The organism is Paenibacillus jilunlii (assembly GCF_900102965.1).
Taxonomy (GTDB): domain Bacteria; phylum Bacillota; class Bacilli; order Paenibacillales; family Paenibacillaceae; genus Paenibacillus_AQ; species Paenibacillus_AQ jilunlii.
In genome coordinates this window covers 46,406-59,904 of record NZ_FNGM01000015.1, presented here as the reverse complement: position 1 = coordinate 59,904, position 13,499 = coordinate 46,406, and the positions used below count along the sequence as shown (strand labels likewise).

Sequence of the window (13,499 nt, the reverse complement as noted above, 5' to 3'; positions counted from 1 at the left end):
ATGACAGACTGGAGTTAGATACGATGATCAAAGGTTTCGGAGGGGTATTGCAAAGTTGTTATTCATTACGGGGAACAACGGCTGCGCTGTCCAGTGAAGGACGGCGCAGCCGTTGTTTCGTTCATACTTAAATCCGCAAATCCGATCCCGAGCTTAGTCCTGCGTCCCAACCCTTCCCAGGATATCTTCCGCATCCCGCAGCAGATAAGAAGCGGCTTCAGTCTGGATATGCTTGCCGCTCTGGGCCTGCACCTGGTGAAGGAAGGCTTCCACTTGCCCGTGGTCCAGTTTCTTGCTCAGACTGTTCGCAATGCCGTGATTGTCTATCCACGATTTCTCCCTGAACAGGCTGACCAGCGCTTTCAGCGAGTTAACGTCGGCATAGGTCGAGAACGTTACTGTGCGCTCCTGCGTATTCCCCGCGACATCGCTGGCGGACACAGCGAACGTGTGGCTGCCAAGATCCAGCGTGTACAGCGGAACCGAAGCCCCCTGTTCTACGGCTTCACCATCCAGCAGCGCAGCGGTTTTGCCGTCAGCCACACCGGATATGACATCGGCGGCGGTCCACGATATTGTCAGAGTTTCCGTGCCTGCATAAGCTCTCGCGGCCGGCTCTGCAACGGATAGTTCAGGGGCGCTGCTATCCAGCTTGAAGCTCAAGGTCTGAATGCCGCCCGTATTTCCGGCGGAGTCAACCGAGCGGTACTGTAGCGAATATTGGCCATCCCGGCTGAAGGTTATCGGCCCCTGGTATGGCAGCCAATCTGTACCGCCATTTACGCTGTATACGGTGTCAGTCACACCAGAATCCGTATCTGAAGCTTTCAGCTCTATTGTCACCGGGTGAGTATACCAGCCATCCGAACCGTCAGGAAGTGCCGGAGTTATGGCGGCTGTAGTTACAGGAGCGGCCCGGTCAATCATTGTAAACTTGACGTCGTCAATCCACATTGCGCTAAAGCCGCCTACATAGAAACCTACCGTTCCTGACGGGTTATGGGCAGAATCTGTACCATCCAATCTCAGTTCACCATTCACATATACGCGGATGCTGGAACCCTCGGCCAGAACACGGATGTTGTATTCCGTATCCGGCTGCAGGTCTGCGGCTGCAAAATTCTTGGTTTGAAGCACCGTCCAATTCGGACTGTACAAAATCCACTGCGAGGTGCCATCCGCCAATTTTTTGTATGCGATCTTGCCGGAGTTGCTGGAGGCGGTACGGTCATACACATAAAATGTACCCGCTTCCGGCATGTCCGCTGGTGTTTTCAGCTTGAAGGTCAGATCGTAATCCGTAAAAAGCTTCGGATGAAGCGCGGAAGCCCCCTTCAGTATTTTGTACATTTTGTTTCCGTTCACTGTCACAATGCTGCGGTTCGGATCTACCGGCCATCCGTTCGCTCCTGAATCGTAATCCGTGAAGTGAAGGATATTCGAAACCACGATCCGGGCTGAGGCTGAAGCCGACGGATTGACGGCCGAGGCAACGGTTACCACAGCCTCCCCTGTGCCCAGAGCCGTGACGGTTCCGTTCCCATCGACAGAAGCGATCTCCGGATGGCTGGACTTCCAGACAACAGCACGATTCTCGGCGTCCGACGGGTCGAACTGGACCTGCAGCTGCTGCTGCTCATTCATCACCATGTTGACGCTGCTCTTATCGAGCAGCAAGCCAGCCACATCCTTTGTCGGCACCGTAAATTTGATGTCGTCGAACAAGAGATAGTCGAAGCCGCCGGCGTAGAAGCCGACTTTGCCGGAAGGATTAGAGGTCGGATCAGTGCCCTTCAGCTTGAGCTTGCCATCTAGGTAGACACTGATCTCGCGGCCCTTGACAATGATCTTCATGTTGTAGACGGTATCCGGCAGCAGGTCCTGAGTGGCCAGCGTATTCTGCTTCACCGTACCCCAGGCCGCATTATAGAGAATCCAGGAAGAGGTTCCGTCGGCCAGCTTCTTGTATCCGATTCTGCCTCCGCTGCCGCCCGGATTCAGCCGGTCGAACACGTAGAGCGTCGCTGATTCCGGGATCGCCGGAGGCGTCTTCAGCTTGAAGGTCAGCTCGTAGTTGCTGAAGTCGTTCTCGTTCAGCGTTGTCGCACCCTTCAGCAGCTTATACATGTGGTTGCCGCCGTCAGTCTCCACAATAGTCCGGTTCGCATCCATCGGCCAGCTGTTCCTGCCGTTCTCAAAAGTCGTTTCATCCATTATCCCGTCTCCGACCTCGACCGTCACCTGGACTTCGTCCTTTAATAGCGGGTTGTCTGCAGAGACTGCCGTGATGACAGCATTCCCCAGATTAACCCCCTTCAGCTTGCCGTCTGCGTCCACCTTCACTACAGAAGGATCGCTGGAGGTATACTGCAATTTATTATTTGTTGCATTCCAGGGAAGAACCGCCGAGTACAGGGTATATGATTTTCCGATCCCCAGGGTTATCGCATCCTCATACAGCACGACTCCTTTGACTGGGATCACATCCGGAGCCAGATAAGGACCGGCCTTGCCTATGATTCCCATCTCGCTGAAGGGAACCGTCTGGAAGCCGGGAATCTGCTGGAACACCTCGGCATTTGCCTTCAGGTTCAGATCGCCGCCAGCGAGGTTCACGAAGCCCGGGTCCCGGTCCGTCACCCAGTTGTTCGCGTATTGAACTAGTTTTAACTTATCGTAAGCTCCATTCTCATTTAGATTGGGCCCTCTCGTTTTGGTCGGATTGTAGATCACATTGTTCTGGAATGTGTTGGTGTCAGGATAATACCGGTTCTCCGTGAAGAAATCAGCCAGCTCCGGGTACTTGGTCAAATGCGGCATGCCGGCGAAGTTGTTGTATTTTTCGAACAAAGCATGCCACGGCTGCATATAGTTTTTGTTGATCTGCTGCTCCGGCCCGTCACCCAAGTACATATCCGAGTACTCATAAGGCACCTTGGCGTCGATAAACAGGTTGTTCTTGGTGCGGATGTGCGCGCCTCCGTTGTTCAGAATGGCGGAATTGCCCATCCGGTAGAAAATATTTTTTTCAATCGTCATCCCCATCGTGAAATTGTCCGGATAGACGCCCTGCACACCGGCTTTGCCTTCCCCGATGTTGTGGAAGTAATTCCCCCGGATAACCGAACCCCGCTCCTGCGGCGCAGCGCCCAGATTCATGTAGATAGCGCCGAGATCCGAAAAGGTTTTGCAGACATCATAGATGTTGTTGTACTCCACAACCTGGTCGTTCCCGAAGATCAGAATGCCGGGATGCGGGGCATCGTGAATTTCACTGTGGGAAATGCGGTTGCCTGCTCCCGTCAGAATCACAGCAGGGTTATACGCTTTATGGTAATAGGCAAAATCATGGATATGGCTGTTCTCCACCACATTATTGCCTGGCGCTAGCGTCAGTCTGTCCCCGCCGTTCAGAATGACTCCCGTCCCTCCGACATGATGGATATGCGTGCTGACGATCGCATGGTTAACCCCTGTGCCCTTGGCGAAGTCATTGTACAGCCAGCGGCTCTGGGTATTGATCCGTACGCCGCCTTCGGTGAAGTTGCGGATTTCGCAGTGCACCAGCCGGATACTGTCGCCGCCCATGATGACCGCCCCCGAATCCCGCCCATTCTCGAGAATCAGATCCTCAAAGGTGACAAAAGATGTATCGACCGTACTGATCATGGGGGCTTTCAGCATGGACACGGTAATTTCCGGGTTAGACGCCTGGAAGGCTGCTGTGGGCATGAAATACAGCTTGCCTTTGCTCCGGTCAATATAATACTCTCCCGGCATGTCAATCTCTTCCAGCAGGTTCTGGGCGAAATGGAAGTCCGGGTACCAGTTTTTAAAAAGTCCGCTCATTTCCCCGTAAGCCAGAGTGATGGACTTGTTCTGCGTATCAATCGAAGCGATTTTGTTATACGACCATTCCCAGCTGTAACCGAAGATCCCGTCCAGCCAGATATCATCCGCCTGGGTCCAAAGCTCAGGCCGTTCATAGGTGTACGTGAAGGTGCCTCCGCGTGTCTGCAGATCGGCATCCTTGCGGGTCGGCCCGGGATCAATAATATTGCCCATCTGGACCGTCCCTTTGTTGGGCCACCGGGCCAGGGTCATCCCTTCGCCTTCGATGTACAGCTCCATGGGCGGAGTCTGGCTAACATCGTTGGCTTTGTAATACCCATGGCGGCTCATGACCCCGTAATCGGTAATGCCGTGTCCCTTGAGGTCCACCTGCAGAACCTTGGATCTTGCATCTGTGCTGATGATCCGGTCCAGGACCGACGGGTCTGTCACCGGAGTGAACCACCCTTTCTGGAGCTGCCGGCCACCGCTCAGCCTCACGGATTCGCCCGGATAAGCCTTGTAGGTAACCGGTTTGTCTGCCGTCCCCGAATCCTGCTCCTCCAGAAGGAAGCTTCCGGTCCGGTTGTAGCTGCCGCCCCTCAGATACACGGTAACGCCGCCATTAGGCAGTCCTGAGCCCTGCTTCAGCTGGCGGATGGCATCTCTGGCCTTCTCCAGGGTAAGGAAGGGCCTATCCTTTGTCCCCGAATTGGAATCGCTTCCATTTTCAGATACGTAATAGACTGCTTCGGAACTGTGTGACTCCTCTGCTTGAATCGACGCGGCCGGGAAACATCCTACTATTAACGCAATGATCGATAAGACAATGAACGTTCTTTTCTTCATTTTATTTACATACCTCCTTATCGATTGGAGTATCTGAAAGGGAACCGTGAGGTTCCCTCGAAGCGGAGCTTACCCTTTCACTGAACCAATCATCGTTCCTTTCTCAAAGTATTTAAGCAGGAACGGGTATAACACGAGCACCGGCAAGGAGCATACGATCACTGACGCCATCTTCAGACTCTCCGGTGCAGGAGGGACCAGATTGGTTGCCGTCGTGAACGGGTCCAGCTTGTTCTCAATGAGAATCTGCCGGACAACTTGCTGCAGCACGTACTTCGACTGGTCGGTAACGTACAGCAGATTATCCATAAACGCGTTGATGTGGTGAACGAGCGACCAGAGCCCAATCGTCACCAGGGACGGGATGGAGAGCGGCAGCACAATGCGGAACAAGATCCGCATGTCCCTGGCCCCATCGATGCGGGCCGCTTCGATCAGCGCATCCGGAATAGACCGGAAGAACGACAGCATCACTAGAACCTGGAAGGCATTAGCTGCCGTAGGCAGCACATAGACCAAGCGTGAATCCAGCAGATGCAGCTCTTTGATCAGCAGATAATTTGGTACGATGCCCCCATCGAAGATCATGGTGAACAGTATTAGCATGATCAGGACACGCTTCATAGGAAAATCCGGGCGTGACAGCGGATAGGCAGCGCAGACGGTGACCAGCAGCGTCAAGAGCGTTCCCACCACCATGCGGAACACGGTATTGGCATAGCCCGACCAAATGAACGGATACTCCAGCAGCTCCCGGTATGCCCTCCATTCGAAGTCCCGCGGGAAAAAATGAAATCCGCTGCGGAGCGCCTCTCCGCGTCCGCTGAAGGAAACCGCCGTAACATGAATGAATGGGTACACGACGATCAGCGCGAGCAATGATAACACCAAATAGATGATAGCGGGTGTAATAAGATCCTGCCATTTTCTCGTCTTCATGACTGACTTCCTCCTGCTCCTACCATAATCCGTTTTCCCCTTTGCTCAGCTTCTTCACGGTCAGATTGGCACCCAGAATGAGCACAAGTCCCACAAGCGACTTGAACAAGCCGATAGCTGCTGTGTAGCTGTACTGGAATTGCTGCAGGCCGACCCGGTAGACGTAAGTATCAATGACGTCGCCCGTTTCAAAGGTGACCGGGTTAAGCAGATTGATGATTTGTTCAAAATTTGCACTTAAGAAACCGCCGAGACTCAGGATGAACATAATCGATACGGTAGGCATGATCGACGGAATATTGATCCGAATGATCCGCTGCCAGCGGTTCGCTCCGTCGATGATGGCCGATTCCTGAATTTCCGGGTTAATCCCCGACAAAGCGGCGAAATAGATGATGGAACCCCAGCCCAGGTCCTTCAGTATGGAGGAGCCTACGACGATGGACCGGAAATATTCCTTTTTGCCCATGAAGAAGATAGGCTCCTTTCCGAACCAGCCCATGATGTCAGCCATAATCCCTGTAGTCGGCGACAGAAAATAGATGAGCAGCCCCGACATGATTACCCAAGATACGAAATGGGGCAAATACATCGTCGTCTGAATGAATCTCTGGAAATACCGGGAGCGGACCTCGTTCAGCAGAATCGCCAGAATAATCGGAGCCGGAAATGCAAAGAGCAGCTGATAAAAGTTCAAAAGCAGGGTGTTTTTAAGAAGACGGTAAAAGTCGCTGCTCTGAAACAGCTCCTGGAAATGCTGAAATCCTACCCACGGACTCCCCCATATTCCATCCACGACCTTGAAATCCTTAAATGCAATGACCACGCCATATAGCGGACCATATTTAAAAACAATGAAAAACGCAAAGGCAAACAGAAACAGCGCCAATAATTCTCCATGCTTTCGTATGGTTTTCATCTTACACTCCCCTGAAACCCTATTTATTTTTTGAATTGAGCCTGGTACATCTCATTGGCTTCTTTGGTCAATTCATCGCCGCCTCTGGATTTCCATTCCGCAACGAACTTATCGAAATCTTCGAGCGGAATTTCTCCGCTGATAATTTGGGCGAAATATTTCTGCATCAGTGAAGTCAGATCATTTTTGTATTTCCCGTCGGAAGGCAGCGCCGAGAACAAGAGTGCATCGGTCTGTCTGGGAGCGGAGGAATAGGTTTTGATCGCTTCATTCAGAGCCGGATTGGAATACTTCTCGCGGTATGCCTGCGTCGTGATGTTGCCGAGCGAGAAGAGCCGGATGCCGGCCTGGTCGCGTTCCTCTGCCTTCTCGAAGCCGGCCTTAAACTGGGTGGCTCCTGAAGTGGCCCCGCTCTCCGTAAAGTCCCAATGGGTTCCCTTCACCCCGAGGCTGGTCATGTTGATGGTTTCTTCGTCCGTGCTCTCTGCCCTCAGAATCTCGAACAGTTTGTTGAGCTTCTCCGGCTGGTCCTTCACTTTGTTGCTGATCACGATAAAGTTGCTCTTCACTCCCCAATCCCACGAACCGTCGCCGCCGGGGCCCTTCGGATTCTTAGCGAACACCAGCTCCGCGCTCGGATTCAAGGACTTCATTTCCGTCACGGTCGCTGCATCCGGGAGCGCACCCTTAGCAATCTGCTCCTCGATCACGCCGATCCGGTTATTGTAGAGTTTTTTGCGGTAGGAATCCTGGGTGTCGGTGATAAATTCAGGATCAATAACCCCGTCAGCGAACCACTGCCGCAGCTTAGCCAGGGCTTCCTTCGTCTCCGGCATGACAGAGCCGTTCATGATCTCCCCGTTCTTCTCATGCCACATCGTTGGCTCTACACCGAATGCACCGAAGATGGAGTAGAAGCCGGATGACCAGGTGGAGGTTGCCGTACCTGTCAAGCCGTACGTATCTTTTTGGCCATTTCCGTCCGGATCCTTCTGTGCAAAGGCATAGATGGCCTTCTCGAACTCATCCAGCGTCTCGGGAGCCTTCGTTATGCCTACCTTATCCAGCCAATCCTTGCGCCAGAGCATTCCTAAATCATATGGTTTCAAATCGATGAACATGGGGATGGCCCATAGCTTATCGTCAATAGTCACCGTTTGGAACAGCGCATTGTTTTTTTCAATATCCGCGTAATATTCCGGCATCTTTTCCTTCAGCATGTTCTGGTCCAGGTTCATCAGGACGCCCTGGTTCTGATATGCCGTCACATTGGCGGGATCGCCAAGCATGAAGATATCGGGAACCTCACCGGAGGCAATACTGGCATCAGTTACCTTTACCGGCTTGATCTTTACATTGAACTTCTCTTCCAGCCACTTCTGGACTTGGGAGTTTTCTACAACCCCCGGAGCCTGGAGATGGATGCCCCAGGTAATTTCCATCGGAGCTTCAGCCTTTGTTCCGGCATTTGCGCCTGCGCTGGCATCCGGTGCCGCCGCATTGTTCCCGCCGTTGCCGCCGCAGCCGGCCAGCAGGCCCGCTGCCAACATTGCGGGTAGAAGGGTTTTGCTGACTTTCTTGAGTTTCATCACTGGTAGTCCCCCTATTAAAACAAGTATGTTCACCGCCATGTTCACTTCCGCCCGGCTTTGGTACGGGTGATGGTAGCGGTTACAACATTTACGATAAGCTTCTCCGCCAAAGTACACAATCCTCTGTTTCGATTCTTTTTATGTTTTTGGCCACTTCTGCGGCTGAAACCGCATTATGTTTTTCTGTTTTTTTAATGTTTTTCCGGCTTCCCCTTCCCGGAGGACACTTCTGTGATATAATCCCCGTATTGATGTTTTGTTTTTGCCGCTTGAATTTGAAAGCGTAATCATCTTAAGAAGTGGAGTGAGTGCATTGCCGGGATACCGCTCGATCAAACATAACACGATGTTCGTCAAGCTGCTTCTTTCCTTGACCGCGATTGCCGTGATCACTGTCATTCTCATCTCCACGGTCACTTATTCCATTTCGGCGGACAACAGCATCCAGAATGCCATCGCATACAACGAATCGATCCTGACACAACAGCAGGAGCTTATTCACAAGGAGCTGACCGCAATCAAATATGCCGCCTCCGGCATGATCACAACCCAGTCGTATCTGTACCATACTAATGGCAGCGGCAAGCTGAGTGTAAGCTCCATGATTGATTTATCCAATTTTGTGGAGGCGCAGAAAAAAATCAGTCCCTACATTGATTCCATCTATTTGTATTACGCTCCTTTGGAGCTTGTCCTGACATCGCGTCCCGAAATCCGGACCTCTCCTATCTCCACTTTTGCCGACCGCTCCTGGCTGGAAGTCTGGAAGCAGCAGTCCGACAACCGCACGCTCTGGTTAACCGGACGGATGGACGGCTTCGAGCCGGACCAGCCTGCCGCCAGCCTGCTGCAAAAGATGCCGTTAATCGGTCAGGTGAACGGCGCCATCGTTATGAATCTGAAGCTGCAGCTGCTGTTCGATGACTATTTGAGCCATTACCATAATAAAAAAGGCGCCACTCTTGTATTAGGGCCCCATTCTGAGCTGCTCTATTCCGATTCTGCTGACGGGGATTCCCTGCTGGCGCAGCTGGACCCTGCCCGCCTGACCGGCGGAAGCGGCTACTATATGGATGATTCCGACCGGATCGTCTCTTACACCACCTCGGAACTGACAGGCTGGAGATTCGTTGATATCACCAAACGCTCCAGCCTTCTGCAAGGGATGGACCGGATCAAGTTCATTGTCGTCACTGTTGCGGCTACCTACCTGACGGTGGCATTTGCAATTTCTTTTTATTTGTCCAGAAGATTGTACCGCCCGCTGCAGAGCGTGATCTCCTATATCGGCGGTTCCGAGGCCGGCCATAGGGGCGGATCAGGCGGCCCCCTTCCCGCCGGCGACGAAGCGGGCTTCATCCGTCATATCTATGATCAGCTGGTCCGCAACTGGGAAACCCTGATGACAGAGAAGCGGAAGGTGGATTCCCTTCTGACCGATAATCATACAGCGATCAAGGAGAAATATTTGAACGGCCTCATCCAGGGAGACAGCACGGATCAGGCAGCGGAGCTGCTGGGGCTCCGGCTGGATTTCACCCGGTTTGCCGTACTGACCCTTGAGCTGGAAGAGCCCTATCCGGTAAAAGGGCCTGACGGCATCCAGTTCTATCTGTTCCGTTACGGGCTTATGGAAGAGCTCGGAGCCGATATCGACGGCGAAATCTTCGCCAAGGATGACAAGCGGACCGTCATCCTGCTGAGCGTTCCTGCGGAGGAGGACGACTTCCCGCTGGAGCAGGCCAAGCGGCTGAAGCAGCTTCTGCTGACCCGCTACAGCCTGAACGTGACCATTGCCGTCAGCCGGAATTATAGCGGTGAGCAAAGCGTGTGCTCAGCCTACGAAGATACCCTGGAAGCACTCAATCTGAAAATGTACATCGGCAAGGGTGAAATTCTGCCATACGGCATCCTGGGCGACTGGAAGTCACAGGAAGAAGCTTATTATTATCCGTATGAGCTGGAAACGAAGCTGCTCCAGGCCTTGCTGCAGACAGACAAGGAGCAATGCTTTGGTGCCATCCGGCAAATCACCCGGACGGCGATTGACAGAAAGCTGGGGAAGGCGAATATCCAGCAGCTGTTTTTTCAGCTGAGCGGGGAGATCATGAAGACGCTTGTCCAGACCCGTGGCGACATGTCCGCCGTCTTCGGGGACAGACCGGCTTACGCAGATGTGCTGTCGCGTGCGGAAACGCTGCCGGATATGGAAGAGTGCCTGCTGGACATGTGCGGCAGAATCATCGCCTACCACAAGGAGAAACGTTCGAAGATGACGGATGTGACCCTGCAGCTGGCAACGGATTATATGGATGTCAATTTTAATAAAAATATTTCTGTAGACACGGTTGCTGAACACGTGCAGCGCAGCTCCTCCTATCTAAGCCGTATCTTCAAGGAGTCTACAGGGATGACGATTAACGATTATTTAATCCAGCTGCGGATCAAGCGGGCCATGGAGCTGCTGCAGCTCGACCTTTCCATCGAGCAGATCTGCCGGGATGTCGGGTATGCGAATGTAAGCTACTTCAACAAGATCTTCAAGGCCCGGACAGGGCAGACTCCCGGACAATACCGGCAGCAGCAGGCAGCAGACCGGCTGCTCTCCCAGGGGAAGGAACAAGCGGAATAACTGCTGGCCTGCTGGCATCACAGCCGCAGGGCTGCACCGTTCTTCACGGAACGGGCAGCTGCTTCCGGATTTCATCCTCAAGCGCCAAAAGCCCCCGGCACCGTATCTTTACAGTGCCGGGGGCTTTTCAGGCGGAATAGACGCTTTTCAAACGGAAACAGACCGCATCATTCTGCGTGCAAAACATCAATATCCGCAAACTGCGAAAGATCCTCTACGAAACCCGGATAGGAAACGTTGATGCAGCCGCAGTTGCGGATGATCGAAGGCTCATCCAGGCTGCTGGCCAATACTGCTGCGGTCATGGCGATCCGGTGATCACCACAGCTGTCTACGGTGGCAGGCGATAGACGCCGGCCGCCATGAACGATCATTTCGTCTTCACTGCAGGATGTTTCTACGCCAAAAGCTTTTAGCACCCCTGCGGTGGTCTGAATCCGGTTCGTATCCTTGTCTCTTAATTCCCTGCAATCCCTGATCACAGTGTCCCCTTCCGCAAATGCCGATACCGCAGCCAGCAAAGGAACTTCGTCAATCAGGCTCTGTATTCGCCCGTTGCCTTCAGCAACGACAGAGGACAACCGGGTTCCCGGTGTGCAATAGATATCCGCAATTGGTTCCCCGGATATTAGCTCCGTTTCCGCTTGCAGCGTCAAATGAAGTCCCATCTCTGCAAGCAGCTCGATAAATCCGCTCCGGGTTGGATTGACACCCACCCGCTTGATCAGCAGGCTGCCCTTGCGCTCCGCTCCCCGGATAGCATATGCAGCCAGCAGAAAAGCCGCCGAGGACATATCACCCGGAACCATTACATCCTTGGCGGAAAAGGCATTGCCTCCCTTCAGGAATGTAATGTCGTTGTCGGAGTGGATATCTATGCCGAAATAATGCATCAGGCGTTCGGTATGATCCCGGCTTTGACAGCGTTGCCGGTAACGTGTGATTCCCTCTGCGTATAATCCCGCGAACAGCAGGGCTGACTTTTCCTGTGCGCTGAATACAGTGGCTTCCATGTCTATGGGGGACAATGGGGAAGCTCCCTGAATCCGCAAGGGCAGGCAGCCTTTTGCCCCAAGATATTCGATCACCGCCCCCATGTCCGTCAGCGGCTGAACAACCCAGTCCATTGGCCTTGACGAGAGCAGTGCGTTCCCGGCCAGCTCCGCTGCAAAGGACTGTCCTGCCAGTATAGACAACATCAAACGGGCCGATGTGGCCGTATTCCCGATCTCAAGCCTGCCCGCGGGTGCCTGCAAGCCCCGCAGCCCTTTTCCATGCACAGACAGATCATCCCCGTTCCATGCAATCATTACACCTAATTGGCGCAGAATCGCGATGCAGCTCTCAATGTCACGGGAACGCAGCACATTGTACACCGTACCTTTGCCTTCGGCAATAGCGTTCAGGACAATGGCCCGCTGGGAGATGGATTTGTCTCCGGGAACCGAATGGAATTCGTAGGAGCACACCTCCCGCTTCGCCTTGATCTGCAAATCACATTTGGCCGGCAGGCCGACCCTGTTTCGAACCAATGCCAATTCTGATCACCTCGTCATCGGAGAGTATTTGCGAGTAATCCATATCTCTGCCGGGAGCCAGCGGAATCCGCCGGTCGCCCATCGCTGCATAGCTGCGGTACCGCTGCCGTTTCCGCTCCAGCCCAAGATTGTTATCAAAGGTGTAATCGACCAGCTTGGCCGCATTCCGGCGCACCGCAAGCTCAAGCAGGCGGGCCCCTGTCTTCGTTCGCACCATCACCGTGGATGATGCCTTGGCAGATATCCCTTCTCTGCTGGAATCAAAGATATTGGGATCTCCATCCGAAATCGAAATATCGGCGATCCCTGACCACCAATCCGGGCATGCGAGGCAGCGGAAGGTTTTGAACTTTTTGAATTCCTCCACCAGCCGGTAAAAAGGCAGATAATACTCCTGCCCCTGCCGGGTCCTGACCATGAACTGCCCCGGATATTGCCCTTCCCGGTAGCGCATCACAGCAACGTCAGCCAATTCGATCCCCAAGATCTCCGTAATCAGATGTTCGGTACCGCCCAGAGAGGTGTTGGAGGCGCAGCCCAGTTCAATCGTGAACGCTATTTTGTCTGCCAGCACAGAGGACGGCAAGTGCTCCGGCAGATTCAGCAGCTTGTTGATTCCTTGAATCTGGCAAGGCACGCCTATAATGCCGATCTTGTCATATCTGCCATCCTGCAGCAGATCCAGATTGGGGGTGATGCAATAGCTGGTCTGGGCACACTCGATAATCCGTTCCACTGAATCGGCAAGGTAAGCCTTTGGCACCCAGGGACGCTCCTCATCTCTCCCCACAACAATCACTGCGTCAGCAAGCTTCTCCTCCAGCGCAGTAACCGCCAGAATCGTTCCCGCCCCGCCGGCTGCCGCCCGGCCGAGAATTTCCGGGTCCGCCGCCGATAACTGATGGGTAGACAAGTAGATGCCAGTCCAGCGTTCAAGCTCAGAACGGTTGCGGCCGAAGATGCGCCGCTCGGATTCCATCACACCTGTATCATAACCCGGACACACCTCCGAGCAGAGATTGCAGCTTCCGCAGGTGTCCGCCGCCTGGCTCTCCAGACCCCGAAAGACCGGAAGCGAAACGGAATCGCCGTTCATCGCAAGCAGGCCTTGGGGACATACTGCGGCGCACAACCCGCAAGATGCACAAAGCGATAGATCAATAATCTCTTCCTTGAGCGTTATAAAAGATGTCATCCCG

At 53.6% G+C, this 13,499-nt stretch carries 7 protein-coding genes; 1 reads left to right on the top strand and 6 read right to left on the bottom strand.

The window, feature by feature from the left end:
- Nucleotides 1–153: 153 nt before the first annotated feature.
- The 4 genes from BLQ82_RS22715 to BLQ82_RS22700 form a co-directional block, all read right to left on the bottom strand.
- On the bottom strand, nucleotides 154–4,680 hold the full coding sequence (locus BLQ82_RS22715; RefSeq protein WP_062525352.1) for an OmpL47-type beta-barrel domain-containing protein: 4,527 nt from the start codon (nucleotides 4,678–4,680) through the stop codon (nucleotides 154–156).
- A 69-nt stretch (nucleotides 4,681–4,749) separates the two neighbouring features.
- The gene (locus BLQ82_RS22710) at nucleotides 4,750–5,619 is read right to left on the bottom strand and encodes a carbohydrate ABC transporter permease (protein ID WP_062525354.1); all 870 of its coding nucleotides are present in this window, start codon (nucleotides 5,617–5,619) and stop codon (nucleotides 4,750–4,752) included.
- Nucleotides 5,620–5,638: 19 nt separating this feature from the next.
- Nucleotides 5,639–6,538 carry an ABC transporter permease gene (locus BLQ82_RS22705; protein WP_062525356.1) on the bottom strand — a complete coding sequence of 300 codons (900 nt, stop codon included), beginning with the start codon at nucleotides 6,536–6,538 and terminating at the stop codon, nucleotides 5,639–5,641.
- A gap of 23 nt (nucleotides 6,539–6,561) precedes the next feature.
- Complete coding sequence (locus tag BLQ82_RS22700) at nucleotides 6,562–8,127, bottom strand: extracellular solute-binding protein (protein WP_062525358.1); 1,566 nt, start codon at nucleotides 8,125–8,127, stop codon at nucleotides 6,562–6,564.
- 316 nt (nucleotides 8,128–8,443) lie between these two features.
- Here BLQ82_RS22700 and BLQ82_RS22695 point away from each other — a divergent pair, with 316 nt between their 5' ends.
- The gene (locus tag BLQ82_RS22695; RefSeq protein WP_074648520.1) at nucleotides 8,444–10,762 is read left to right on the top strand and encodes a helix-turn-helix domain-containing protein; all 2,319 of its coding nucleotides are present in this window, start codon (nucleotides 8,444–8,446) and stop codon (nucleotides 10,760–10,762) included.
- Between the two features lie 167 nt (nucleotides 10,763–10,929).
- On the opposite strand, the gene aroA is transcribed toward BLQ82_RS22695, so the two are convergent.
- Together aroA and BLQ82_RS22685 are read right to left on the bottom strand one after the other, a co-directional pair.
- Nucleotides 10,930–12,300, bottom strand: a complete 1,371-nt coding sequence (gene aroA, locus BLQ82_RS22690; RefSeq protein WP_082722746.1) for a 3-phosphoshikimate 1-carboxyvinyltransferase — start codon at nucleotides 12,298–12,300, stop codon at nucleotides 10,930–10,932.
- A complete protein-coding gene (locus tag BLQ82_RS22685) occupies nucleotides 12,257–13,495 on the bottom strand; it encodes a Coenzyme F420 hydrogenase/dehydrogenase, beta subunit C-terminal domain (RefSeq protein WP_062525361.1) in 1,239 nt (412 codons plus the stop codon). The genes aroA and BLQ82_RS22685 overlap by 44 nt, the downstream gene beginning before the upstream one ends.
- Between the last annotated feature and the right edge of the window lie 4 nt (nucleotides 13,496–13,499).